Annotated in this window: 23 protein-coding genes; 12 read left to right on the forward strand and 11 right to left on the reverse strand. The window is 61.0% G+C overall.

The window, feature by feature from the left end; all coding sequences use genetic code 11:
- The 9 genes from VF497_RS03650 to VF497_RS03690 all read left to right on the forward strand — a co-directional run.
- Nucleotides 1-283: OmpA family protein (locus VF497_RS03650; protein WP_330886280.1), on the forward strand; the 283-nt coding region annotated here is incomplete at its 5' end.
- 254 nt (nt 284-537) lie between these two features.
- A complete protein-coding gene (locus VF497_RS03655; protein ID WP_330886281.1) occupies nt 538-762 on the forward strand; it encodes a YdcH family protein in 225 nt (74 codons plus the stop codon).
- Between the two features lie 186 nt (nt 763-948).
- The gene (locus tag VF497_RS03660; protein ID WP_330886282.1) at nt 949-2,319 is read left to right on the forward strand and encodes a pyridoxal-phosphate dependent enzyme; all 1,371 of its coding nucleotides are present in this window, start codon (nt 949-951) and stop codon (nt 2,317-2,319) included.
- Nucleotides 2,320-2,372: 53 nt separating this feature from the next.
- Entirely contained in the window at nt 2,373-3,533 is a 1,161-nt protein-coding gene (locus tag VF497_RS03665) for a PLP-dependent aspartate aminotransferase family protein (RefSeq protein WP_330886283.1), read from the forward strand.
- A gap of 20 nt (nt 3,534-3,553) precedes the next feature.
- The gene (locus VF497_RS03670; RefSeq protein WP_330886284.1) at nt 3,554-4,360 is read left to right on the forward strand and encodes an ABC transporter permease; all 807 of its coding nucleotides are present in this window, start codon (nt 3,554-3,556) and stop codon (nt 4,358-4,360) included.
- Nucleotides 4,350-5,750: an ABC transporter ATP-binding protein gene (locus VF497_RS03675; RefSeq protein ID WP_330886285.1), complete on the forward strand. Its 1,401-nt coding sequence runs from the start codon at nt 4,350-4,352 to the stop codon at nt 5,748-5,750. Before VF497_RS03670 ends, VF497_RS03675 begins: the two co-directional genes overlap by 11 nt.
- Nucleotides 5,751-5,842: 92 nt before the next feature.
- Complete coding sequence (locus tag VF497_RS03680; RefSeq protein ID WP_330886286.1) at nt 5,843-7,291, forward strand: hypothetical protein; 1,449 nt, start codon at nt 5,843-5,845, stop codon at nt 7,289-7,291.
- Between the two features lie 13 nt (nt 7,292-7,304).
- The gene (locus tag VF497_RS03685) at nt 7,305-8,603 is read left to right on the forward strand and encodes a hypothetical protein (RefSeq protein ID WP_330886287.1); all 1,299 of its coding nucleotides are present in this window, start codon (nt 7,305-7,307) and stop codon (nt 8,601-8,603) included.
- Nucleotides 8,603-9,772: a glycosyltransferase gene (locus VF497_RS03690; RefSeq protein WP_330886288.1), complete on the forward strand. Its 1,170-nt coding sequence runs from the start codon at nt 8,603-8,605 to the stop codon at nt 9,770-9,772. The genes VF497_RS03685 and VF497_RS03690 overlap by 1 nt, the downstream gene beginning before the upstream one ends.
- 244 nt (nt 9,773-10,016) lie before the next feature.
- On the opposite strand, the gene VF497_RS03695 is transcribed toward VF497_RS03690, so the two are convergent.
- Nucleotides 10,017-11,966, reverse strand: a complete 1,950-nt coding sequence (locus tag VF497_RS03695; protein ID WP_330886289.1) for a hypothetical protein — start codon at nt 11,964-11,966, stop codon at nt 10,017-10,019.
- Between the two features lie 137 nt (nt 11,967-12,103).
- Between VF497_RS03695 and VF497_RS03700 the strand changes: the two genes are divergently transcribed.
- Nucleotides 12,104-13,111 (forward strand): glycosyltransferase family 2 protein, encoded by a 1,008-nt coding sequence (locus VF497_RS03700; protein WP_330886290.1) that lies wholly within the window; start codon nt 12,104-12,106, stop codon nt 13,109-13,111.
- 152 nt (nt 13,112-13,263) lie between these two features.
- Nucleotides 13,264-15,300, forward strand: coding sequence for a hypothetical protein (locus VF497_RS03705; protein ID WP_330886291.1), 2,037 nt, complete (start codon nt 13,264-13,266; stop codon nt 15,298-15,300).
- A 6-nt stretch (nt 15,301-15,306) separates the two neighbouring features.
- Here the strand turns inward: VF497_RS03705 and VF497_RS03710 are convergent, their stop codons facing one another.
- From VF497_RS03710 to VF497_RS03750, 9 genes are all read right to left on the reverse strand, one after another.
- Nucleotides 15,307-16,275, reverse strand: a complete 969-nt coding sequence (locus VF497_RS03710) for a lysylphosphatidylglycerol synthase transmembrane domain-containing protein (protein ID WP_330886292.1) — start codon at nt 16,273-16,275, stop codon at nt 15,307-15,309.
- The gene (locus VF497_RS03715; RefSeq protein ID WP_330886293.1) at nt 16,272-17,027 is read right to left on the reverse strand and encodes a glycosyltransferase family 2 protein; all 756 of its coding nucleotides are present in this window, start codon (nt 17,025-17,027) and stop codon (nt 16,272-16,274) included. Before VF497_RS03715 ends, VF497_RS03710 begins: the two co-directional genes overlap by 4 nt.
- A complete protein-coding gene (locus VF497_RS03720; protein ID WP_330886294.1) occupies nt 17,020-17,940 on the reverse strand; it encodes a class I SAM-dependent methyltransferase in 921 nt (306 codons plus the stop codon). The genes VF497_RS03715 and VF497_RS03720 overlap by 8 nt, the downstream gene beginning before the upstream one ends.
- 134 nt (nt 17,941-18,074) lie before the next feature.
- A complete protein-coding gene (locus VF497_RS03725; RefSeq protein WP_330886295.1) occupies nt 18,075-19,214 on the reverse strand; it encodes a hypothetical protein in 1,140 nt (379 codons plus the stop codon).
- A gap of 401 nt (nt 19,215-19,615) precedes the next feature.
- On the reverse strand, nt 19,616-21,469 hold the full coding sequence (gene asnB, locus VF497_RS03730; protein WP_330886296.1) for an asparagine synthase (glutamine-hydrolyzing): 1,854 nt from the start codon (nt 21,467-21,469) through the stop codon (nt 19,616-19,618).
- Nucleotides 21,470-21,472: 3 nt separating this feature from the next.
- Nucleotides 21,473-22,471: a glycosyltransferase family 2 protein gene (locus tag VF497_RS03735; protein WP_330886297.1), complete on the reverse strand. Its 999-nt coding sequence runs from the start codon at nt 22,469-22,471 to the stop codon at nt 21,473-21,475.
- 44 nt (nt 22,472-22,515) lie between these two features.
- A complete protein-coding gene (locus tag VF497_RS03740; RefSeq protein ID WP_330886300.1) occupies nt 22,516-22,983 on the reverse strand; it encodes a GtrA family protein in 468 nt (155 codons plus the stop codon).
- 2 nt (nt 22,984-22,985) lie between these two features.
- Entirely contained in the window at nt 22,986-24,281 is a 1,296-nt protein-coding gene (locus tag VF497_RS03745; RefSeq protein ID WP_330886298.1) for an NAD(P)/FAD-dependent oxidoreductase, read from the reverse strand.
- 6 nt (nt 24,282-24,287) lie between these two features.
- Entirely contained in the window at nt 24,288-24,845 is a 558-nt protein-coding gene (locus tag VF497_RS03750; protein WP_330886301.1) for a class I SAM-dependent methyltransferase, read from the reverse strand.
- Here VF497_RS03750 and VF497_RS03755 point away from each other — a divergent pair.
- Nucleotides 24,798-24,959 carry a hypothetical protein gene (locus VF497_RS03755; protein ID WP_330886302.1) on the forward strand — a complete coding sequence of 54 codons (162 nt, stop codon included), beginning with the start codon at nt 24,798-24,800 and terminating at the stop codon, nt 24,957-24,959. The genes VF497_RS03750 and VF497_RS03755 overlap by 48 nt on opposite strands.
- Nucleotides 24,960-25,022: 63 nt before the next feature.
- On the opposite strand, the gene VF497_RS03760 is transcribed toward VF497_RS03755, so the two are convergent.
- On the reverse strand, nt 25,023-25,944 hold a 922-nt coding region (locus tag VF497_RS03760; RefSeq protein ID WP_330886299.1), incomplete at its 5' end, for an NAD-dependent epimerase/dehydratase family protein.

A 25,944-nucleotide genomic window follows, 5' to 3' on the forward strand; every position in this document is an offset into this window, starting at 1 on the left:
CGAGGGTGCCTTCGCTCCGGGCCAGGCCGCACTCAAGCCGGCCGGCAGCGCGCAGATCGCCAGGATCGCTGCTGCGGCACAGGGCAAATCCGTGCGCATCGAGGCCTATGCGAGCGACGGGGGCGGGGCCAAGGCCAACCAGGTCCTGTCGCAGCAGCGCGCGCAAGCCATCCGCGACGCGCTGGTCGCGGCCGGCGTGCCGGCCAAACGCATCAGCGCGGTCGGCGTCGGCGCGAAAACCGGGGCCGTGCGAGGGGCGGTGGCGAGCTTTTCCGACCACTGAACCCGGGGCATTTCCCGGGTTGCGCGAGCGCCGGCAAAGGAGTAGCGTGGGCTCGTCGCATCCGTCCTGAGCGGATGCGGCAGCCGAGCCCATGAGTGCAGCCATCGCCTTCCATTGCGCCTGCACTTCACCCCTCGCGGTGAAGCGTAGCCGGCATGCACCCTTCGCTCCTTTCCTTGACCCTGCACATCCGACGTCCCGGCCCCGTGGGTGGCGCGGCGCCGACGTGCACCCCTGAAAGAGGAGATTGGCCGATGTTCGAAGACCGTCAGAAAACCGAAATCGATGCCCTGCTGGCCAGCGACACGGAGTTCCGCGACCTGTACAGGCATCACAAGGATCTCGACAAAAAAGTGCACGACGCCGAAATCGGCGTGTTGCCGATGGACAGCATGACCCTGATGAGCATGAAGCGCGAGAAACTGCGCGCGAAGGACAGATTGACCGAGTTGTGGGATCAGCATCAGGCGATGCACTGACCGCCGAGACCGGCGAGAGAGTTTTCAACAGAATGTAGGGGCGCGACTCGTTGCGCCCCTGCGTTTTTTTGCAGGGCCTTCACGGCTGCCGGATTGTCTGCCTGCAAGGCCCGGCTGCGCGCACTCCTGTAGAATAGGCGGCCCAGCCGCCGGCTCCTGTGCCGGTAAGTGCATACAGGAGTGTTCATGGCCGTACACCGCAGCGTGCTCGAACTGATCGGCGAAACGCCGATCGTCCAGGCGCAACGTCTCGACGCGGGCCCCTGTGAGCTGTATTTCAAGCTCGAAAGTGCCAACCCCGGCGGCTCGATCAAGGACCGTATCGGCCTGTCGATGATCGAGGCCGCGGAGCAGGCCGGCAAGATCAAGCCCGGCGACACGCTGGTCGAAGGCACCGCAGGCAACACCGGCATCGGCCTCGCCCTCGTCGCGCAGCAGAAGGGTTACCGGCTGATCCTCGTCGTGCCCGACAAGATGAGCCGCGAGAAGATCTTCAACTTGAAGGCGATGGGCGCCGAGGTGGTGCTGACGCGTTCGGACGTGGCCAAGGGCCATCCGCAGTACTACCAGGACCTCGCCGAGCAGATCGCGCGTGATACGCCGGGTGCGTACTTCATCAACCAGTTCGGCAATCCCGACAACCCGCGCGCACACGAGGAGGGCACCGGGCCGGAAATCCTGCGCCAGATGGACGGCAAGCTCGACGCGATCGTGTTCGGCTGCGGCTCCTCGGGCACAATGACCGGCCTGTCGCGCTATTTCGCTAAGGCCGCGCCGAACGTGGAACTGGTCCTTGCCGACCCGGTCGGCTCGATCCTCGCCCAGTACATCAACGAGGGCACGCTGTCGACCAAGTCGGCGAGCTGGATGGTCGAGGGCATCGGTGAGGATTTCCTGCCGTCGATCTCCGACTTCTCGCGCGTGAAGCAGGCCTACGCGATCACCGACAAGGAAAGCTTCCTCGCCGCGCGCGAGCTGCTGGCGAAGGAAGGCATCTTCGGTGGCTCGTCCACCGGCACGCTGACCGCTGCGGCGCTGAAGTACTGCCACGCGCAGACGACGAAGAAGCGCGTGCTCGTGTTCGTCTGCGACACCGGCAACAAGTACCTGTCGAAGATGTACAACGACTACTGGATGCTCGATAACGGCTTCCTCGAGCGCGTGCACTACGGCGACCTGCGCGATCTGATCCTGCGTCCGTACTCGCAGCGCGATACCGTCGTCGTCGGTCCGGCCGAGCCGCTCGTCACCGCGTATCAGCGCATGAAGCTGTACGACGTTTCGCAACTGCCGGTGATGGACGGCGACGTGATCGTCGGCATCGTCGACGAGTCCGACGTGCTGCTGCACGTTTACGGCAATGAAGCGAAGTTTCGCGATCCGGTTTCGACCGCGATGGTCGGCAAGCTGCAAAAGCTCGACGTCAAGTCGCCGATCGAGGCATTGCTGCCGGTGTTCGATGCCGGCCACGTCGCCATCGTCGTCGATGGCGACAAGTTCCTCGGCCTGATCACGCGCATCGACTTGCTCAACTATTTGCGCCGCAGAGTGCAGTAATTTTTTTGCCGTCATTCCAGCTTTCGCCGGAATGACGAGAGACTAGGAACAACATGAAGAAGACAGATTCACTCGGCCTCGGCACACGTGCAATCCACGCCGGCCAGCACCCCGATCCCTCGACCGGCGCGATCATGACGCCGATCTACGCGACCTCGACCTACGTGCAGTCCAGCCCGGGAGTGCATCAGGGCTACGAGTACAGCCGCACGCAGAACCCGACGCGCATGGCCTACGAGCGTTGCGTCGCCGACCTCGAAGGCGGCACGCGCGGCTACGCATTTGCATCCGGCCTCGCCGCGGCGAGCACGGTGCTCGATCTGCTCGATTCGGGCAGCCACGTCATCGCGATGAACGATCTCTATGGCGGTAGTTATCGCCTGTTCGAGCGTGTGCGCCGGCGTTCCGCGGGACTGGATTTCACGTTCCTCGACTTGAACGATCAGGCTGCGTTGAAAGCGGCGCTGAAACCGAACACGCGCATGATCTGGGCCGAAACGCCGACCAACCCGATGCTGACTCTGGTTGATCTCGCCAAGGTCGGCGCGTTCGCGAAGAAGCACGGGCTGATCTTCGTCGTCGACAACACGTTCTGCTCGCCGATGCTGCAAAGGCCGCTCGAGTACGGCGCGCATCTGGTGCTGCATTCGGCGACGAAATATCTCAACGGCCATTCCGACATGGTCGGTGGTGTCGTTGTCGCCGGCGACGACAAGGAACTCGCCGAACAGATGGCGTTCCTGCACAACTCGGTCGGCGCGATCGCGGGGCCGTTCGACGCGTTCCTCGCGATGCGCGGACTGAAGACGTTGCACCTGCGCATGCGCGCGCATTGCGCGAGCGCACAGGAACTCGCCGGTTGGCTGGAAAAACATCCCGCGGTCGACCGCGTGATCTATCCGGGCCTGAAGTCGCACGCGCAGCACGCGCTCGCGAAAAAACAGATGGACGGCCCGGGCGGAATCATCTCGGTCGAAGTGAAGGGCGGCCTGCGCAAGGCGCGCCGCGTGCTCGAGCGCTGCCACCTGTTCGCGCTCGCCGAATCGCTCGGCGGCGTCGAAAGCCTGATCGAGCATCCGGCGATCATGACCCATGCTTCAATTCCGCCGGCGAACCGCAAGAAACTCGGCATCAGCGACGGCCTGATCCGTTTGTCGGTCGGTGTCGAAGACGTGAGCGACCTGCGCGCGGAGCTTTCCGCCGCGCTCGCCTGATGCACCGGAGTAGTCTGCGCGTGAACTCGAGGAATTCGATACTCGTCCCCGCCTGGAATCCGTATCGCTCGATGGTGGCCGAGTTGTCGAAGCGCGAGGTACTCGGGCGCTATCGCGGCGCGCTGCTCGGAGTGGTCTGGTCTGTCCTCGCGCCCTTCGTGATGCTTGGGGTGTATTCGATCGCCTTTGGCCACATATTGAAATCGCGCTGGCCCGGCGTCGATTCGACGAGCGAGTTCGTCCTGATCATTTTCGTCGGCCTGATAACGCACGGGTTCCTGGCCGAATGTCTCATCCGTGCCCCGACACTGGTCACGTCGAATCCGGCGTACGTCAAGCGCGTGGTTTTCCCCCTGGAGATCCTGCCATGGCCGTTGGTGATTGCTTCGGCATTTCATTTCCTGGCTAATCTCCTCGTGCTTGCGATCGGGTTGCTCGTCGTACATGGGGCGATTCCCCTGACTTTCCTGCTCGCTCCATTGGTGTTTTTGCCGATGGCGATCGTCGCGCTCGGCTTCGCATGGTGGCTGGGTGCGCTCAGCGTCTATTTCCGCGACATCGGACAGATGATGCCGGTCGTCACCACGGCGATGCTCTTCATTTCTTCGACGATCATGCCCGTGGATCTTGTGCCGGCTGAGTATCAGATTTATTTCAAGATGAACCCGATCACCCTGATCGTCGACCAGCTTCGCATCGTGACGCTGCAGGGCGGCCTGCCGGATTGGACTGCGTTGTCCGTGTACAGCGCATTGGCGATCGCTTTTGCTCTGTCGGGATTCGTCTGGTTCCAGAAAACGAGAACAGGATTTGCCGATGTCCTCTGATGTGTGTATCGCAGCCCAGGGGCTAGGCAAGAAGTATCAGATCTACGCCAAGCCGCACCATCGGCTCCTGGACATGTTGAGCCCATCGGCCGGGCGCGGACGTGCATTCTGGGCGTTGCGCAATGTGGATTTTTCCATCAAGAAGGGCGAAACGGTGGGCATCGTCGGCCGCAACGGTTCCGGCAAGTCCACCTTGCTGCAGATCGTCAGCGGCACGGTTTCCCCCTCGGAAGGTTCGGTGGAGGTCACCGGCCGGGTGGCGGCGCTGCTCGAACTGGGCACCGGATTCAATCCCGAGTTCACCGGCCGCGAGAACATCCGGCTGAATGCCGCTGTGCTGGGACTCGAAGGGGCTCAGATCGACAGCCGCATGCAGGCGATACTGGACTTCGCCGACATAGGAGAGTTCGTCGACGAGCCGGTTCGCACTTATTCAAGCGGCATGTACATCCGGCTCGCTTTTGCCGTCGCGATCAGCGTGAATCCCGACGTGCTGATCATCGACGAAGCGCTGTCCGTCGGCGACGAAGCGTTCCAGCGCAAGTGCTTCGCACGCATCGAGCAGATGAAGCGTGACGGCGCGACGATTCTTTTCGTCTCCCATTCGGCGAGTATGGTCACGCAACTGTGCGATCGCGCAATCCTGCTGGACGGCGGGCGCCGGATCATGACTGGTGAACCGAAGGCGGTAGTGGCGCGTTACCAGAAGTTGATCAACGCGCCTGCGGCTGAGCGCGCGGCCATCCTCGAGCAGATTTGCAAAGACGATGTGCGCATGGCGGATGAATTGCCTCTTGCACTGGAGGACACGGTGTTGAGCGAAGTCGACGGTGCGGAGATACCGCTCAGCAACATCAGCCGGTCGGAGTCCATACATTGGCTCGATGCGAACATGAAGCCGACCAGCACCGTGGAATACGCATCTCAGGGCGCACGCATCCTCACCCCGCATCTGGAAACCGAAGCCGGCGAGGCCGTCAATGTCCTCTCGCCGAAGAAGACCTATGTGTATTGTTACGATGTCGAGTTCGACCGCGACGTCGAGCGCGTCCATTTCGGCATGATGGTCAAGTCGGTGAGCGGTGTAGAACTGTCTGGGATGGCTTCGCACGCGCATGGCGACGCCATTCCCCTGGTCCGCGCCGGCAGCCGGATCCGGGTGCAGTTCGAATTGGCAGCTCTGATGGTGCCGGGGACGTATTTTCTGAATGCAGGGGTCATGGGTGTCGTAAACGGTCAGGGCGACGCGTTCGTGCATCGCCTTGTCGATGCCGTGATGTTCCGCATCGATTCCACTCACACAAACCGGCGGCTGGACGGATTCTTCGACATCAGCGTCGAGCCGGCAGTAAGACTCACATTGATTCCGAGGGGCGGTGAAGCTCGATGACAACGTTGCCGACCCCAGCGGATACCGGCGGCCACAAACTCGCCGTCCTTGTCGTAGGCTCTCCACGCAGCGGAACGTCCGCTGTGTCGCACATGCTCAGTCAACTCGGACTGGAGTTCGGTGATTCCTCCACCTTCGTCAGCCCGGAGGAGAACTCGCACAATCCGATTTTCTTCGAGCAGGTCGAATTGAATTCGATCAACGATGAAATCCTGGCCGAACTCGGTGGCAGCTTCATCGCCTGCGATGTCGTTCCGGCTCAACCTGACTTCACCGATGAACTGTGCACGAAGTTCCGGTCACGCGTTTCGACATTCCTCGCCGACACTTATTCTGGATCGGCGCGAATCGGTCTCAAGGATCCGCGATTCTGTTTCACGCTTCCGCTGTGGCGCTCGTTGCTGCGGGAGTTCGGTTTTGAACTGCGATGCGTCATCACCCGGCGCGCCAACGAAGCGGTTGTCGCATCGAATGCCCAGGTCAATCGAGTTCTCGAGCTGGAGCACAATCGCAGAATTGCAGTTTTGTCGTCGTGGGCGGCCAGCTACTTCGTCCGGGCCAATCCTTGGAATGCCGTTGATTTCGATATGCTGCTCGATGATCCCCATGGGGTAGCGAAACAGCTGAGTGCATTCGTGGGGGGCGATCCGAACCTGATCGAATCCGCCAGCAGCGTAATTGAGCCAAGGCTGCGCCACATTTCAGGGCAACAGGAGCAGGGTGCCATTCGGGTCGACGAATGGGTCGCTGACAATGCAAATTCGTACGCCGTCCTGCTCAAGATGATGAAAGAGACGGGTTTGTCCGATCTTCTCCGAGTTAGTCGTGTCCAGCATCGAAACTGGATGCGGCGGGCGCTGGCGGCCGAGCAGGACGTGCGCCACGATCAGGTCGTTGCAGAAGCAGCCGCAGTTCTGGCTGGACAAGAATGGCGGGCATCGATGGATTTCGCAGGCGCCGTCATCAGCCAGCGAATGCGCGATCTGGAACACGCAGTTTTCGATGCAGTACGTCGTGAAGCCGAGCTCAAGGGACGTATCGACGAACTCGGGCGGGAGTTGGAGGCCCAGATTGCCGCCAAGAAGGATATCTCGTCGCAAGTCGATCAGTATCGTCAGGACGCCGCCGCCGGCGAACATCGACTGACAGAAATGGCAGACATTCATGCGCGTGTCGCTGGCGAGTTATCCGCGGCCGCGAAGGAACGCGATCTCTTGCAGGAACAAGTGCTGGGGCTGGAATCGAATCTCGGACGGGCGATCGAACGCGGACATGCAGAGGCGATGGGCCGCCAGGAAATTACCGAACAGCTGGCGCGAGAACAAGCTGCCGTCGCAGCAAGCAAACGGGAGCTGGCGGAAGTTCAGGCCTCACGTGACCGTGCGCGCGAGGCGGCCGTCGTGCTGCGCCGTACGCTGGACGACATGTTGACCGGCAGCCCAGGCAAAACACCTGCGGAGCCAAATGAAGGTGAAACATCTTCTGAGGAAGATTCGCGGTCCCGCTCTTTATTGAGTCGCCTGCTCGGACGCAAATCCTGATCAAGGAACAAGAATGCATTCAATCAAGAATATTCCCGCCTATTACCGTGACTATGGCTTGATCGCCCTGGTCCGGCACGCCTTTCGCGTTGCCTTCGGAGCAGCACAGCAAAAGGCAGAGGGGCTGGCTAGGGTTGTCGCCGAAGTCGGCGCCGCGCCAACGGCGGACGCCATCGTCGAGGCCCGTTTCGGGCAACTGCGGGCGCTGCAGGTCGTGCGTGTGCCCGCGGGCCCGCCACGCGTCAACATGATTACCGATTCGGTCAACGCCGGAAGCCTGTTCGGCGGTGTCGGTACGGCGTTGATTCTGGCCGCGCAACGTGCCAATGCATTGAACGCGCAGCTGCGCATCGTCACCCGGACGGAGGCGCCCAATCCGCGTGGCGTGTACCGCGTGCTTTCCGCCAACGGCATCGCGATGAAGCTCAATCCTGAAATCGCTCATGTGCCGTTGGCGGATGCGAACGTGTTTCTCGACGTGCATGACAACGACGAATTCATCACGACGTCGTGGTGGACGACGAATTCCACTCTGCGCAGCATCGCTCCCGAGCGAGTGACTTATCTGCTGCAGGAGGACGAGCGCATGTTCTATCCGCTCGGCGACGACTGGGTGCGCTGTAACGAGACCCTGGCGCGCTCCGACATCCGCTTCCTCATCAATACGAAGTTGCTCTATGACCATCTGGTCGCCAGCGGGCTCGGCAACATCGCCGAGCGGGCGACCTGGTTCGAACCGGCGTTTCCCGATGCCGTATTCCACGCCGCGCCACGCGAACCCGGTTCGAAGTCGAGATTGTGTTTTTACGCCAGGCCGAACAACCTGCGCAACCTGTTCTATCGCGGCATCGAGCTGCTCAACGAGGCGTTGCTGCGTGGAGTGCTCGACCCCGAGCGCTGGGAGATCGTTTTCGTCGGCAAGGACGTTCCGAAGCTGTCGCTCGCCTGCGGATGCGAACCAGTAGCGCTCGGGACCATGGAGTGGGACGAATACGCCAACTTCCTGCGCAGCGTGGATCTCGGCGTATATCTGATGAGCACGCCGCATCCGAGCTACCCGCCGCTCGATCTGGCTGCTTCCGGCGGCGTGGTGTTGACCAACCGGTTTGGTTCCAAGACCGATCTCTCCAACTACTCCGAAAACATCGTCGTTGCGCCGCTGGAACTCGAGCAGCTGCTTGCGGGTTTGCAGCAGGCTGTGGAGTTGACCCGGAACAAGGAGCTGCGCGAGCGCAACTACGCCAGCAGCGGCCTGGGCCGCAGTTGGGCGAGCGCGTTCGCGCACTGCCGGTTCGCCGGAGACGAGGGCTGATGTTCTTCATCGACACGCCGCCGCGCGACTATTCCGATCCCTGGTCGGAAGATTTCTGGTCCCGCTTCGCCACGTTTCGCAAAGGGTCACATCGCGTCGCCTATTTTTACGAAAAGGCGGACAACAGCACGTTTCGCTACCGCGCCTACAACATGGTGCAGACGCTTGCCGACTCGGCAAGCGGCGTTTCGGCCGGATACTTTTTTCCGAGCGATGGCAGCGGCCGGATCGATTCCGTACTCAAACTGGCTGATACGATCGTGCTTTGTCGCATGCGCTACGACGCGAACATCAGTCATATCGTCGCCCGCGCCCGGTCGATGGGCAAGACGGTTCTCTACGATGTCGACGATCTCGTATTCGATACCGATCTGACCCATCTCATCCTGGGCACGCTGGCGCAGGACTTCAAACATCCCGGCGTCTGGGATCACTGGTTCGCATATATCTCCCGCATCGGCACCACGTTGCGCATGTGCGATGCGGCGATCACGACCAACCCGTTTCTCGCCCGACGCATCGCCGATTTCACCGGCAAGCCGGTGTTCATCGTGCCGAACTACATGAACCGGCAGCAGCTGGAGTTCTCCGAAGCGTTGTACGAAGACAAGCGCGCGCGAGGTTTTCAGCGCAACGGTCTCTGTCATATCGGCTATTTCAGCGGCACCCCAACGCACAAGCGGGACTTCGATCTCGCCGTGCCGGCGCTGGCGTCGTTGCTCGCGCGTCACGATCACGCAAGATTGTTCATCGTCGGCTACCTTTCGCTTCCGCCGATGCTGGAACGTTACAAAGATCGGACGGAGATTTACCCGTTGCACGATTTCGTCAATCTGCAGCGGATCATTTCCCTCGTCGAGATCAATGTCGTCCCCTTGGTCGATAACGTCTTCACCAACTGCAAGTCGGAACTTAAATATTTCGAGGCAGCCGCAGTAGGGTGTCTGACCGTGGCGAGTCCAAGTTCGACGTATTCCGCCGCGATCGAGCCCGGGGTCAACGGTTGGCTGTCGTCGAGCATCGAATGGGAATCCGTTCTTGAAAGCGCGATCGTCGATTTCGACAAGCATCTCGATATGCTGCGGACGACGCGCGATAAAGCCGTGAACGCCTACTCGGGCTCGGCGATGTTTGGCGCGATCGCCGCCGCCGTGACGTGGAGACGCTGATGGTTCAGCAGGGCTATCGCATCTGCGTCAACACTTTCATTGAAGACAGCGCAATGTCGAGTAGACGTGAAAGCATTCTTCGGGGTTGGATCTCGAACGAATAATCGGAGCCGGAATCGGTCCTCTGGACCGACCATTGATTCAGCGGTCCGATGCGACTTCCGGCGTTGCTGGTTAGCGGCAACGGTCCGACGTTTTGGGAGTTCGCCAGAACAACCTCGCGCGTGAACAATGTCGTCAGACCCTATTGGGGTAAATCGGTCGGGTGGGATTGAATCTGCATCAAGCGGTCGCCGCGATAAACCCAAGCCATCGGATACCCACGCGCATCGATGGTGAACTCCGGATGGAGCGTTGGGAAATCGACGTAGTGCTGTGTCGCTGCGGATCGGTTGAGCACATAGTAGTCGGCGTCGGTACTCAGTGCAGGATTTGGAAATTTCGGTTGCGTGTCCGCTTTTATAGGCGAATGCACCCAGCCACCCGGATACAGGGTGTGTATGCGCAATTGCTCGCATGGAACATTCGCCAGACGATGATCGGGTGAGGCGACGCAACGGGCAACCAATTCTTTGCCCGCTTGCATCAATTCTTCCCCCCAGCCAGTCCAGGACGGGTTCAGGACTCCGGGGCGCGGCACGGGATCGGGATAGTTGGCCCAAAATGGGCGAAACGTTGCGGAGAGTGGCGAGAAGGGCATTATCTCCAACACGAATGCCGCGCAGAGTACCAGCGCCAGAGCCCTGCCGGCACTTGTCCTTGCCGCGGCGACATGACTGACCAAAGGCGCCGCCAAGTAAAGGTAGATGGGCAGAATCGCGACTCCCAAATATCTGCTCAACAATGGAACGCCGTTTATGATGGCGACCAAAGTCAGGAGCAGGCCGATCAGTACGAGAAAACCGAGACCGGGAATGGGGTTCTGTGTTTTATGGGAGCGATAGCCGAGAACTACGCCGAGCCATAGTGCGCTGGGAACGGCGCAGACAATTATCGTTGCGCAGTAGATGACATATTCGACGTAATGCTGCGGAAGATTGCTTGCGCCAAAGTGCAGAACCAGTCCATTGAAGGCGAAGGAATTCTGCAGTTGCGGAATGCTGCTGGCCAGCATGGGCGCATAGTATGGATGCACCGAATATACCCCGATGGCACCGACGAGAAAGATTCCGGCAAGGACGGGGTGCAAGTTCAAGCTGCGTGATGTCGCTTGCAGCTTCGAGAACAATTTCCGGCTGTCGAAATACACTACGAAAACAACCGCCGCTATCAGCGTGAATATCGTTGCGACTGCGAAAATCACGAGATGATCATAAGGTTTCGAGTTTTTGAACAAAAACATCGCCGGCAGCACCAGCCACGAGCTGATCGGTGCCAGTACGGTTGTCCAATATCCTTCCGGAAGATCGTTTGAGGTACACGATGCGTATAGCGCGGCAAGAATGAGGGAGCACGCAATGCTGGCGGAAATTGAATACAGCAAGACGCGCACCGCATGCACCCAGGGCGTGGCATGGGAAATTCTCGCTGCGAGCAGCGCATTTCCCATAAGGGTCAGTAGAAGCAGTGGTGAGGCACTGATTTTTTCGGCTGCAGCCAGAGTGGCGACAATTACGGCGAAATATCCGAGCCTTCTGTTCTCGGTCTGAAGTGCTTTTGCGATGAGCATGATCGCAAGAACGCCACCAAATAATGCGACTGCATCGTAGTTGAACACCTTCAAGGCGAGTTGATCAACCGGCAGCAGCAGAAGCATCGCAAAAAAAATGGATTCCGCGCGCGTACGCGATTCGGAGGAGGATGAGTCGAGCGATGCCGCGCAATAGTGCGCTATTGCCGCAAGAATCGAAGCGGAAAGCAGCCAGTGCAATGCCTTCAGGATCTGGATCGAGTTCTCGAGGGAAACTCCGTACGAACTGGCGAGTTTGGCTATCGGCAACAAAATTGCCGGCGTCGTATGAAATGTGACCGCCATCCATTGCATGAGGATGAATTTGCCATCACTCGCGAGAGCTGCAGTCAGCCCTGTTTCGTCAATCGTGAGAAATTGCGTTGTTTCGGATATCGAATACGCGGCGGCGAACCATAGTGAAACTATTTCTATGATGACCGCCAGCAGTGGTCGCCCGAACGATACCTTGAGGCGTGGGAGGTACCAGAAGAGAATCAAGATGGTGGCAGTGATGTATTCCATGCTACTCATTCGTGCAAACCCTCTCTTGACCTCATTTAACATGATAACAACCGTATACTTGGTCGCACCAGCCACGTTGTCGCTTCTGCCAAAGCTGGTGCTTCCCGATAGGCAGGGGCGAATCGGAACGAACCAAGATGCGTTTGATTGCAGTGGTCATCAATTTCAACACAGCGGCATACACATGGAGCTGCGTGACCAGTCTGCGCGAGGAACCGGAAATTACGCGCATCCTGGTGCTGGACAACGGCTCGAGTACAAATGATTTGGCGGAGTTGACGCGGTTATTGACGGATGAGCCTCGTGCCGAACTGATCCGGCTCGAATCCAATCTCGGCTTCGCCGAAGGCAGCAACGCAGGAATTCGCGCGGCGCTCGCATCACGCGATTGCGATGGCGTGTTGTTCTTGAACAGCGATGCGCAACTCGTGTCCGGTTCTCTTGCGTCCATGCTGGACTTGTTCTCTGCCGATCCAGACATCGGCCTTGTCGGCGGACGCATGATCAAACCGTCCGGTGCGATAGATTCGCTCGGCATTGCGTTTTACGTCTCCTGCCTCGCATCGAATCGGATGACGACGGGTGACCGGTTTTTTGGTCCGACCGGCGGCTGCGCGATCTACCGCCGCGAATTGCTTGAGGCGTTGCAGGCCGAGCATGGCCACATGTTCGACTCCGCGTTTTTCTGCTATGCAGAAGACACGGATGTCGCGGCGCGCGCGCTGCTGCTCGGCTATCGGCCAGCGTATTTCGACGGCGTCGTCGCCCGCCATGAGGGCCAAGTCAGCAGCGGCGGCGGCTTCAGCGATTTCGTGCTATACCACGGCATCCGCAACTCCGTCTGGGTACTGATAAAATGCGTGCCTTGGCCCGTGTTGCTGCTCTGCAGTCCGTTGATCGCGGCGTTGCATATCGCCATTGCAGTTCGTCACAGTCTGCGCGGCAAGGCGCGAGTGGTTTTCAGACTTTACCGCGATGCGTTCCGCGGAATGCCAGTGATGCTGCGCAAACGACGCATGATTCAATCTCGCAAGGCGATTCGCAGCAGTGCGTTTGTTCGATACATGACTCCGCGCTTCTACGATGCCGACTATATTTCCGGCGCAATTCGGGAGTTGTTTTCGCGTAGCTCATTGTCACGCTGATTCGTCGACGAGAGTTTCAAGCGATGCTGCGGTACACGGCTCCGTTTCGATAGTTGCGGAATTTCGATGAGGCAAGCATGACGCAAGTGTTCCGGTCCGCGGCTCCCGCGAGCGATGGCAGATCACATTGGCCGCAGATAGGACTGTGGCTGTTGTCGACTCTCGCGATCTGGTCGGTATTCTCGTTGTTCGGACAGCGGGCGGAGTTGAGCGTCGATCTCGACACGACTGCAAAAGGCTATGTGCAACTGTATCTGGATACGGGCCGGGGTTATTCGGAGGAGGAAACCACTCGGCTGCCGCTGAGCAAGGGCACCAATCACGTGAGTTTCGTCTTTTCGCTCGAGCACTTGCGCGCACTGCGTCTGGATCCGATCGATTCCGATGCGGGCGTCGTCATGACGCGCATCGCCGTGCGCTCGCGTACCACCTTGGCAGATTGGCGAAAATTGCCTCCGGAAGTGCGCATCCCCTCGTCGGAATGGCGCGAGTTGCCTCCGGAAAAATGGAAACCTCTCAACGAAACGGTAATTGAGTGGACCGACAAGGGCCTTGCCATCGTGCCCGGGAAAACCATGGATCCCGGGTTGGAGTTGATTTCGACTGAAACCCTTGGCTTGAGCGCCGACGATCCGTATCCGATCGAGCGCCTGCTCGTGGCGGTTTTGCTCGGGTGGATTCTTGCCGCGTTGCTGCGCTGCTGGCTTTCCGCCGGTGACGAGGCTCTGCTCAAGCCGGTTGCCGCGGCACCCTGGGCACTGGCTTTGCTCATTCTGACCATGGCGCAGTCGGCCTATATCCACCATCAGCCCGACGAGCGCTCGCATCTGGGGGCGTTTCAGTACTACCTGGAGCATCCGCTGCCCCCGGCGGTGGACGACCCGGCAACGATTCCGTCGACTTCGATGTGGGGGCACAGCTATCTCGAAGAACTCGATGTCGTTTACGCCATCGCCGCGCGAATTGCCGCGCCCTTGGCATCGGTCTGGTCGGACGACTTGTTTGCCGCCCGCATGTTCCAGGTGGGTCTGTGGCTCGTGCTTTGTGTGGCGGCCCTGCGCAAGCGCAGTTGGACCTGGGGACTGAGCGTACTGCTGCTGTCGCCGCAGATCTGGTATGTCTTTTCCTATTTCAACGCCGATGCGTTCCCGCTGACCTTGGCGTTGTTGGCTGTGTTGTCGGTGGGTGACGAGGAGAGCGGATTGAGGCGTTATCTGGCAGGGGGCAAGTTCGGCGCTGGCACTGCGGTGGCGGTCGTATGTCTCGGATTGCTGCTCGTCTCCAAACGCAACTACATGGCGATCTTCCCGGCGATTTTGCTTTGGCTTGCGGTGCTGCATCTGGATCTGCGCATGCGCGATCTTCTTGCCATCCTGTTCGGCCTGCTCGCGTTGGGGACCGCGTTCTTCCTCGTCCAGGTCCCAGCCATATCGGCGACCGGAATGCCGAAGGGGATGATTCTGGTCGGTGGTCTGGCGATAATCGTCCCGGCTCTGTCGTTGACGTGGACTTGCTGGAAGGATCAGTCCAGGCGAAAAATATTCCTGCGCCTGGTTGCCTTGTTGTTTCTGTGTTTGGCGGTCGCGGCTCCGCGTCTCGCTTGGGACGTCTGGAAGAACGGTACGCCGGCACAGAAAAGCGCCAAGCTGGACGCCATCGTTGAAGCGCGCGCGCGCGCTGACTTCAAGCCATCCGCCATCGCCGCTGGCGAAGGCTACGAGGGACTGGCACTTGCCGCGCACGGGGTATCGCTCAAGGAAGTCATGTTCGCGCCGAAGAAGGAGTGGCTGTTCCGCACCTTCTGCAGCGCCTTCGGCGTGTATGGCTACATGATCTATTACGCACCGGAATGGACTTACTGGGCGTTGGGGCTCTTGTTCCTGATGTTTCTCGCCCTGTCCCTGGCGGCCGTCAGGCGCACTTATCCCGTGCAAGGAATGCGTCTTGTGGCGATCGTTTTGGGCGTAAGCATGCTCGTGTTCACGCAGTCCCTTTTGTTGAGCTGGGTCTACGCGCTGGAACCGCAAGGGCGATATCTGTTCCCGATACTGGCCTTGCTCGCTTTGGCAGCGTGTGCAGGCGCCGACCGGTTGAGTCATCGCCGAGTTGCGGCGGTCGTCCTGACGGCGGCGGTCATCGGGATCGGATCTTTCATGTGGTTCGCCATGCCGCTAGTGGTCATGCACTGAAGATGCTTACTGAGCATCCGGTACGTGAGCCATCATCTCGACCAGGCCTCCGACAACCGCTCCTGAAAGCATCACCGCAAACAACCCGAGTGAAAGCGCGATAGCCAGTTCACCCGGCACGCCCAGATAACTCAGGCAACCGACCAGAGCGCCTTCGCGCAGGCCCAGGCCGCCGATCGAGACGGGCAGCAGTACCGCGAGTGAAGCGACAGCAACGATCCAGGCCCAATCGGCCGCAGGCAATTCGACGCCGAGGCCGCTGGCCATGGTCGCGTACGTGCCGAGTGCAAGGAGTTGGAAAACGCAGGCAAGAGCCAAGCTGGCGAATACTCGTGCGGGCATGTGGGCGAAATCGCGCCATGCGTGGACGAGGCGTTGCAGTGCAGGGACGAAGCGCCGCAACTGCGGCAGCGCGGCGATCATGTCCGTGAGTCGCAAGGCGGCCGCATGCAGCATCGGGATGCGAAATCCGAACAGGCCGATGATCAGCGCTGCACAGATCGACAGCAACAGTGCGCGCAGGCCACCTGGCACGGCATGGGGCGTCAGCGCCATGCCAATGCCGGCGATAAGCAACAGCGCGATCATTCCGACGATGCGGTCCATGGCCACCGAGGCGGCGAGACGTTCCGCGTCCGCATTGCCCTTCGCGAGGCGATAGGCCTTGACCGCTTCGCCGGCGATCTGGCCGGGCAGGACGATCGAATAGAACTGGCCGATCATGGTCAGTTCAAACAGGCGGCGAAACGGAAACCGCGGCGCGAACAATTTCCAGCGCGCCGCGGCGATCGGCCACGACGCAACGAACAGGGCGAACGTGACCAAGATGCTGCCGGCGCTGAAACGATGGAACGCTTCAAGTACGGCGTGAAGATCGAGCCGCATGAGCAGCAGGGCGATCAGCACGACGCCGAGCAGCAGTTTGAGTACGCTGCGTGCCCCGTGGGATCGGATTGCGTGAAGCAGCCGGCTCATCGGATTATCCGCTGGGCGAGTTGGCGCAACCACAAGTCGAAACGGTGGGCGAGCCGTGTCGGCAGATCGAAGCGGGCGAGCGCGTCGCGGTAGAGCGAATAGTCTCGCGCTTGACCGGATTGCGCCGCGGCGTGGATGCGGTAGCGCACATGCGCGCGGCGCACGAAGGCGCAGCGCTGCGTCCTCCGCAGTTGCAGCAGATGGACGACATCCGAACCCGGATAGGCCGGATCGGGAAACGGCAGCGCGGACAGCGCTTCGCGGCGATACAGCACTCCCGCGCGCGTTGCAACGCTCCCGAGTACAGGCAACCAGCGCGGCAACCGACGCGGAACGAAACGCGACACGATGCCCGCGCCGATATGCAGCAGATTCGCGTTGCTTTGCAGCGCTGCGATCACGAGGCCATTGCCGCCATCGAGATCGTCGCCTACGCATCGATAGAAATCGCGCTCCACGATCAGGTCGTCGGCATCGAGCAGTTGCACCCACTCGCTGCGCGCTTCGCGAGCCAGGCGATTGTAGCTGCCGGCGATGCCGAGGTTGCGCTCGTTGCTCAACACGCGCACCGGCGCTTTGCAGGCGCCGCTGGCGCCGAATCGTTGCAAGCGGGCAAGCGAATCGTCGCGCGATGCGTCGTCGAGGAAGACGACTTCGCGCGGCGGCGGATCGAGTTGCAGAATGCAGGCGAACAGATCGTCCAGAAATGCGCCAGAGTTGAACACCGGGATGGCGAGTGTGACCTCAGCCATCGGCGATGGCGGTGGCGCGCAAGGTCGACGATGTGCGCGCCAGCGCATCGACGGCGACCTGGACGGGATAGGTGGCCACGCCGACCAAACCCGTGTTCTGGATCTTGCGCGAGAGCAGATAACCGAGCGAATGGCCGAGCAGCGGGGTGTGCGCCAGCGCGACGCGTTCGCAGCGCAAATTTCCCCGCTCGATCGCGCCGGTGAGGCTGCGCGCATCGAAATGGAACAGGTGCCGCGGCAAATTGTACGCACAATAGGCGCCACCGAACGCGCGCGCCCAGACGCTGCGCCGGTTCGGCACTTCGATGAACAGGCGCCCGCCGGGATGCAGCCGGGTTTTCAGTTCGCGGATCAGCCGGTCCGGTTGCGGGTGGTGTTCGACGACATGGCGCAGGAAGATCGCGTGGTAGCGAACGTCTTCGTTTTGCGAACGGGCTTGCGGCACGTAACGAATCGATTCGATGCCGGCGAGGCGCGGTGGCGCGGCATCGTGGAAATCCGTTGCGGTGATGCGATAGCCGCGACCGTGTTTGCGTGCGGCGCGCACGAGGCCACGCGCAAGCGCGCCGTCGCCGCAACCGTAATCGAGGATGTCGAGGCCGTGCTCGGCCGGCGCGGAGTTCAGGCAACGCAGCGGATCGGCGAGATAGCGGTCGATCGCAAAATCGCGCAGGTGCGCGACAAGCCCGCTGTCGAGCGCGGGAAAATCCACGGTGCTGCGCTGCGCATAAAGCTTGGGCAGGTCCGCCTCGACCGGTCGCGGGTTGGTGAATGCCGCGCCGCAGTCGCCGCATTCGTCGATGCCGTAATCGCCCGTGTGCGACTCGTAGTCCGGGGCGGTGAGGGTGTGGTGCAACGCCGCGGTGCCGCAAAGTGGGCAAGCGTTGAGGGTTTCCATTTGCAGGGTCGTCATACGCGATCAGTATACCGCCGAACCCGGTTTTGCCGAGCCGGCGAACCGCAAGTGACGGGGCGAGCCGCATCTCGCAGGCGCAAAAAAAGGCACCGGCAAAGCCGGTGCCTTGGATTTTCCCTGCAAGCAGCTTGCTAGATTCCGGGTGCCTGGCAGCAGTACACGTTTTCCGAAACGTTGGTGGCGCCGCCGGTCAGGTTCCTCCAGCCGCACCACGCACCGCCATTGACCCCGGATCCGGTGAGGTACACACCGTCGGTGGTGGCGTTATAGCAATACGCGGAGACGGCGGTCATACCGGACGGACAGGTTGCCGTGGTGTAGTGGAAGCTGTTGTAATTGGTGGCGAGGCTGTACGTCTCGTAAGTTCCGTACGAGCAGTTGAGCGCCTGCGCCGGGCTGGAGGCGGGTGCAAAGTAGCCGAAGTAGTCGAGAATCGCGCTGGTGGTGCCGCCGCCGGTCAACATTTCGAATGCATAGTGGCTGGAGCCGTTCAGGGCGGTGGCGATGATGCCGGCGTTTGCCACCTGCACGGAAGCGCCGCTCTGGTACCAGTTCATCCAGCTGGTATTCAGCGTGCTGCCGGCCGGGCGGACGTTGAGATAGCCCGGCGCCGCGCTCGGATTGACGATGGTGACGTTGACCGCGACGGCAGGTTCGCCGGCGCCCGGCAGGGTACAGCCGGCGGCACCGCCGTAGGTCGGGCCAAAATTGAACGTGTCAAAACTCGATGCGGTCGTGCCGATCGGCGTGCCGGTATTGCGCGTATCGATGAAGCGGCAGGGTGTCTTCGGAGTGAAGACAAGACTGTCGGTGCTGCTTCCCAAGCTGTCGGTCGAGACGGCCGGGCTTGCGCTTGTTGCTGCGGAGGCGCCGCCCGCCGCGGAGGAAGCGCTGCTGGCCGCAGCCTGCGCGCGCGCCGCCATGACCATTTCCTGCACCTTGCTGAGCGTGGTCGCCGAACCACGAATATCCTGCAGTGCCTTGCTCGGCGTGTTGTACAGGTTGGTGAGCATGCTGAGGCGCCAGGCATCGGTGGCGCCGTTGGCGACCGCGTCGGCGGTGACGTTCTGCACGATCTGGTTGGCCAGATTCACGCGCGCCTGGGCTTCTGCGAGCTGGGCAGCGTTCAGCGCCTTGTTCGCCGACGCGTTCGCGGGGCCGGCGGGGCCTGCCGCCGGTCCGGCGGCGAAAGCCGTCGCGGAAAGGAACAGACTTGCGGCAACGGCGCGAGCCAACGTCGAGCCGAACGACTGAAACATGCGAGTGTTCATGGTGCGTCTCCTGGAGAAAGATGATCGGAAAAAGGCGGGTGGTACAGAGCAATGTCTGACGTGAACCACTACCTCCAGTTCTCCGTCCCTTAAGCAGACGTAAAAAGGGAAGGGGATGTGTCACTCCGTGTTGCCGGCTTTCGTCAAACCGCCCTGATGCAAACGGAAAACGTAAAAGAAATTACGTGAGTGCGATCTGCCGCTAGCGGAGTACGAATGCGATCTCCGACATCGCGATTCCGATAGCCCTGTCCGGCAGACTGTGATCAAGCTAGCAGAAATCGACAGGATGAGGTAGGACGCCGAAGGGTCCCTGCCCGAAATTCGATCTTGCGTTGCAGCATGAAACTGAATCAGCGACGCGATTTCGTGCTGCCACGCGATTCGTCGGGGCTCCGTTGTCAACCCGGCAGTGGCGGACGCCGTGTGTTCGCGAGCATCCATTCGCTCCAGAGGTACAGGCGTTGGTCTGATTTTCCGTTGCGGTGCTCATCCAGACGCCTGCGCGTGAAGGCAGGGTTGATCGGGGCCGACGCATCGCTTGGCGCGAGTAGATCGTCCTTGAACCAGCGGCCCACGGGAACGGCGAATCCCTGCTTGCTGCGTTCGAGGATTTCCCTTGGCAGCAACGAGCGTGCGGCCTGGCGCAGAATCCATTTCGTCTGCGCGCCGCGGAGTTTCATGCGCGAGGGCACGCGGCGCAGGAACTCGACCAGCTCGATGTCGAGGAACGGTGCGCGTACCTCGAGCGAGTGCAGCATGCTGGCGCGATCGACCTTGACGAGAATGTCGTCCTGCAGATACAGGCGGATATAGAACGCGATCGTGCGGTCGACGGGATCGCCCGACGGACAATTGTCCCAGGCGTCGATCGCCTCGCTGTAGACGTCATCGAGATCCACGGGCGCGGAAAACAGCTCGTCCAGTTCCGACGGCGCCAGCGGTGCCATCCAGACCGGCAGCCACAGTGCCGGGCGGTGGTCGAGACCGCGCAGCGTGCGTTTGAGCCGGAAATCCAGGCTCATGTATTGGTGCGAAACTGGCAGGCGCGAAATGGCCAGCGACATGCCGCGATGCATCGGCTTCGGAACGAACTTCTCGTACCAGCGTGCATAACGCAGCGCACGGAATGGGTCGTAGCCGGCAAGCAGTTCGTCCGCGCCGTCGCCGCCGAGGGCGCCGGTGACAAAACGCCGTGCGTGCTGACACAGCAGATAGGTCGGCAGGATCGACGAGTCGGCGATCGGCTCGTCGAGCCGTGCGGCGAGGTCGGGCAGGATGTCGAGCGCGCGCTGCACGGACAGTGTTTCGATGCGATGATCCGCGCCGACGTGTTCCGCGACGAGGCGCGCATAGCGCGTTTCGTCGAAGCTCGCTTCCTCGAAACCGATCGAGAACGCCTTGATGCGTTCGGCTCCCGCATGCTTGACCGCGAGCGCAGTGACGGCCGATGAGTCGATGCCGCCGGAGAGGAAGCAGCCGACCGGCACGTCGGCGACGAGCCGGCGCGCCACGGCCGCGTCGAGCAGCGCGCGGAACTCTTCCACGCACTGGTTCTCGTCGCGCACCTCGCCCGGGTCGGGGACGTAATGCCAGTAGCGCTCGATCCGATGTTCCAGGGTCGCAAGATCGAGCGTGAGCGAATGACCGGCAGGCAATTTCGAAACACCGCGCAGGAACGTCAGCGGTGCCGGCACGTAGCCGTAGGCGAAGTATTTGCGCAGCGCGCGCTCGTCCGGCGCGGTCGGCATGTCGGGATGCTCGCACAGGGCGGTCAGTTCCGAGGCGAACACGAATGCGCGTTTGCCGGGATAAAAGAAAAGCGGTTTCTTGCCGAAGCGGTCGCGCGAGAAAAACACCTGGCCTTGCTCGCGATCGACGAGGGCGAACGCCCACATGCCGTTGAGTCGATTCGGCAAGTCCTTGCCCCAGTGTCGCCAGCCGTGCAACAGGACCTCGGTGTCGGAGTGATCGGTGGCGAACACCGCGCCGAGCTGTTCCAGTTCGCGCCGCAATTCGGCGAAGTTGTAGATTTCGCCGTTGAAGACGATCGACAGGCGACCGTCCAGCGTCGTCATCGGTTGGCGGCCGCCTTCGATGTCGAGAAAGGCGAGGCGGCGGAAGCCCAGGTACACGCCGCGCTCGGCCTGGATAAGGTAGGCCTCATCATCCGGGCCGCGATGCGCGATGCGCGCCGTCATGCGGCGCAGGACGTTCGCGTCGCCCGCGCCGAGGATTCCGGTTATTCCGCACATGCGCTAAGGGGCTTTCGCGCCGTTGACCACGCGGCCAACGCGATAAACCGCCTTCGCCTGCGATTCGTGATAAGTACGGTTGAGCATTTCTGCCAAGAGCCCCATGAGGATACTCAAGACGCCGACGACGCAGAGAAAGACGCTCAGCAAAGGCAGCGGGGTCTGGATCAACGAGGTGCCGTAGAATGCCTTCAAGGCGAGCGCAGTGATGCCGAGCAGCCCACCGAGAAGAATGCTCAGAAAACCGAAACCGCCGAAAACATAGATTGGTTTCGAGGCGTAGCGAAACAGGAATTTGACGACGATCAGGTCGAGCACGACCTTGATCACGCGTTCCAGTCCGTATTTGGATTCGCCGTGCAGTCGCGGATGATGTGCGACTTCCATTTCCGTCACGCGCGCCCCGTTCCATGCCGCATAGACCGGGACGAAGCGGTGCATTTCGCCGTAGAGCTTCACCCCGTCCAACACGTCGCGGCGATACGCCTTGAGCGAACACCCGTAGTCGTGCAGATGCACGCCGGAAACCCGTGAAATCAGGCTGTTCGCGATCCGGCTCGGCAGGTTGCGCTTGATCGCATTGTCCTTGCGGTCCTTGCGCCAGCCGGAAACGACATCGAAGCCTTCGTCCAGTCTGGCCAGCAGGCGTGATACATCAGCGGGATCGTTCTGCAGGTCGCCGTCCATCGGCACGATGATCTCGCCGCGCGCGTGATCGAGGCCGGCCATGAAAGCGGCAGTCTGGCCATAGTTGCGGCGGAAGTGCACGATCGTTATGCGCGAATCCGTGCCGGCGATCGCGTCGAGCCGCGACGCGGAATCGTCCGTGCTGCCGTCGTTCACGAGCACCGCTTCCCAGGTCCGCCCGCACTCGCCCATGGCGGCCACCAGGCGCTCATACAGGATCGGGATGTTTTCCGCTTCGTTGTAGAGCGGGATCGTGACCGTGATGACCGGCGACGCCTGATCGTGAAGCGGAGATTGCGATGCGGCGGCCGACATCCGGAAATCCAGGAATATACAAAGGCGAAAAGTGTAACCGAAGCTTATTCGCCCCGCGAATTGGAAGGCGTCCGAGCGGAAAACGACAGGTGCTTGTGTCCGAGGTAACTCGTGAATATCGGTGTGGCGATGCCGACGGCATGGGCGATTTCTTCGGCATGCCAGCTTATTCCGAGCCGCGGCAGCACGAGTTGTTTGAGCAACAGGCTGACGAACAGGGTTTGCAGCAGCGCAACGGCGTTCACCGCGATGAACCAGAGCGCCTGATGGTGCAGGCGATTGGTTGCGTCGGCGAAGACGAATAGACGATTGAGCACGAATGCCGTGATCAGCCCGAGCAAATAGGCGAAAACGATCGCCGTGGCATACGGCAGCCAATGGCTCAATACGATGCGCGAGCCGAAATTGACCGCGGCGGCAAATCCACTGACGGCGAGAAAGCGCAGGAATTGCGTGGTGGCACCCGTGCGGTTCGCGGGCACGGCATCGGCATTCTTGTTCGCCGATCCCATATTCATGCAAGTGCCAGGCGCGCCAACTCGCGCCCCACCTTCACGCTCTCCGAGATTGAGCGGTCCTCGGGGTAGTAGTACGAAGTGTCGGCGATGTACAGGCCGGCAATGGGAGTTTTCATCGGTGGCAGCATCGCGGCGAAGCCGGGCGGACAGATCGTTTGCGCGAAGTCGTAGCGGTGGCAGTGGCTCGCCAATACCCAATCCGGCTTGAACTGCGGGTTGAGCTTGGACAGATAGCCGATCGTCTCGTCGATGAAGGACTGGTTGTCGCGCGCGTACTTCGGATGTGTCTTCGGCATGTAGAACGGCGCATAGACGATCGCGGGCCCGGTACCAGGATTCAGGTTGGAGTATTCGATGACGCCCGGAATCTCGATGTTCTCGTCGCAGATATTCATCCAGAAGTTTTCGCTGAGCGGCTGCTTCAGCTTGAGGATGACGCAGGCGACCGGGATGTTTCCGATCGCGCGGATGCGCGCGGCGAAGTCCTCGGGCAGGTCGGGCACGATCGCGGGCACGTACTGGATCGGCGCTGTGCTGACGACGTTGTCGACCGCGTGCTCCTCGCCTGCGACAACGACGCCACGCACCTTGTCATTGCCGTCGGTCGTCACCTTGTCGATGCCCGAACGCAGGTGGATGCGGCCGCCGAGCGCTTCGATGCGCGCACGCAGCGCATCGAGCAGCGAGATCGAGCCGCCGTCGAGGTAGCCGAGCGACTCATGCAGGAGATTGCGCCGCGACAGCGCGACGCGCTTGATGCGCGTGCCAAGCCAGGCCGCGGAGAGTTGATCGCTCAGTTCGTAGAACTTGAGATAAAACAAACGATCCCAGAGCACCTTGTAGGCGCGCTCGCCGAGCCACGACTTCAACCATGGCAGCGCGCCAATCTTGTCGAGCGCGGTCCAGTCCTTGACACTCTTGGTCTTCATCACCTGCAGTGCATAGCGGATCTTCTCGATCAGGCTCAGGCCGTCGAAGCGCAGCAGCGCCTGCGGCGTGCCCCACTTGTACAGGCGGCCGTTCCAGTAGAAGCCCATCTTCGTGTCGGTCCAATGCAATCGATCGGACAGACCCAGTTCGGCTAGCAGATCGAATAACGGGTAGTCGGTCTTGCAGATGAAATGATAGTAGCGTTCGATCGCTAGGCCGTCGAAATCGAAATGCGCGGACATTCCGCCGATGCGGTCATCGCGCTCGTAGACGTCAACCTCGTGTCCGGCCTTGAGCAGGTCGAGTGCGCAGATCAGGCCCATCGGGCCGGCGCCGATGATGGCGGTTGATGTTTTCTTCATGAACCGTCAGCTCCGCTGTCCGTTGCTCGGCGCGGACTGTGGGCGCTTCACCGCAACGACCAATGCCTGCTTGCCGAGAAAGCGCCAAGCCAGCGGCACACGAAGGTACAGCCCGACCAGCCAGGCAGCCTTCGGCAGGCGGCTTTTCGTGGTGTACGGCAGGAACCGCGGATGGACGGTCTCCGCTTCAAATCCTGCCAACTGCAAGCCTTCGACAAGACTGCGGTCGGTCAGCGGAGTGTGGTGATCAAAGAAATCCCAGTATTCGCCGGGAAGGAAGCGGATATTGGGTTGCAACACAATGATCTTGCCGCCGGTTTTCAGGATGCGGGAGGCCTCGCGGAACGTGTCGAGAACGAGCTGCTTGCTCGGCAGGTGTTCGAGGAAATTGCTCATGAAAACAATGTCGACGCTCTCGGCGTCGAGTTGGCTGATTGCCGTGCACGAGGCATTCATCACCTGAACCTCGGCTGCCGCGAAACGCCGCACATCGGGATTCAGATCCACGGCGATCTTGTGCGCGGCGCCGATATTGTTGATGAATTCGCAGTAGCCCGCACCGATGTCGACAACGGTCGCCGACGGATCGACATATCGCTGGAAGAAGTGCTTGCACAATACTTCCCAGATCGCGTGTTTCTGGGCCAATTCCTTCTCGGGAAAGCGTTGATCATATAGCTTTTCCAGATCGGCTCCGTGCTCTGTCATGTAATCACCTCCAGATGGACACGTTCGGGTCGTTCAGCGGCGCAACACCACGCCGCTGTAACGCGGATCGCAATAGCTTTCGTTCACGGCGTCTTCGAACGGGGTTTGCACGACACCGAACGTCGCGCGCGTATCGACGCCGTGAAACTCGTCGCCGGCACTGAGCGCCTCGAGCTGGTCTGCAGTGAACGGCGGCTTGCCGCTGAACAGCGCATACACTTTGAGCAGGAAACGGAACAGCGAATAGGGGATGTGCACGATCAGTGTGTGCAGTCGCTTGACCCGCTTGATCGTACGGATGATGTCGACGTAATCGATGCGCGTGTCGCCGCAGACGTCGTAGACCGCGCCGTCGGGCTGCGTCTCGATGCACCTCGCGATGCAGCGGCAGAAATCGCGCTCGTACAGCGGCTGGCGCATGTACTTGCCATCGCCCGGAATCGGAAACACGGGCGTCTTCGCCATGAAGCGCGACAGCCAGCCCAGATGCTTGGGGTCGAACCAGCCGAACATCAGGGTCGGGCGCAGCACGCAATGCTTGACGCCGGATTCGACGACGAGTTTTTCCTGCGCCTTCTTCGTGTTCGTGTAGTCGTCGTTGGCAACCGAGTTCACGACCGATGAGGAGATGTGAACGAGATACGGCACATCGTGGTGCTTCACTGCAGCTAGCACCACGTGCGTGGCGTCGATGTTGTTGCGCACGAAGATTTCCGGTTGCTTGCCGGTGATCTGCGCATGCAGTTGCACGACGCAGGCGGCGCCATTGAAACTCGACTCCCACTCGCCGCGCTCGGCGACGTCGGCGAGGATCGCCCGCACGTCGGGATGCAGCTGACGCAGAATGCCGAGGTTGTACTCGTGCTTGTCGATCGCGACAAGGTTGGTGTAGCCCTGCGCCTTCAGTTCGACGACGAGGTTCTGCCCGACCAGACCGGCCGCGCCGGTCAGTACG

Origin of the sequence: Rudaea sp. (assembly GCF_036383415.1) — a bacterium.
Classification (GTDB): domain Bacteria; phylum Pseudomonadota; class Gammaproteobacteria; order Xanthomonadales; family Rhodanobacteraceae; genus Rudaea.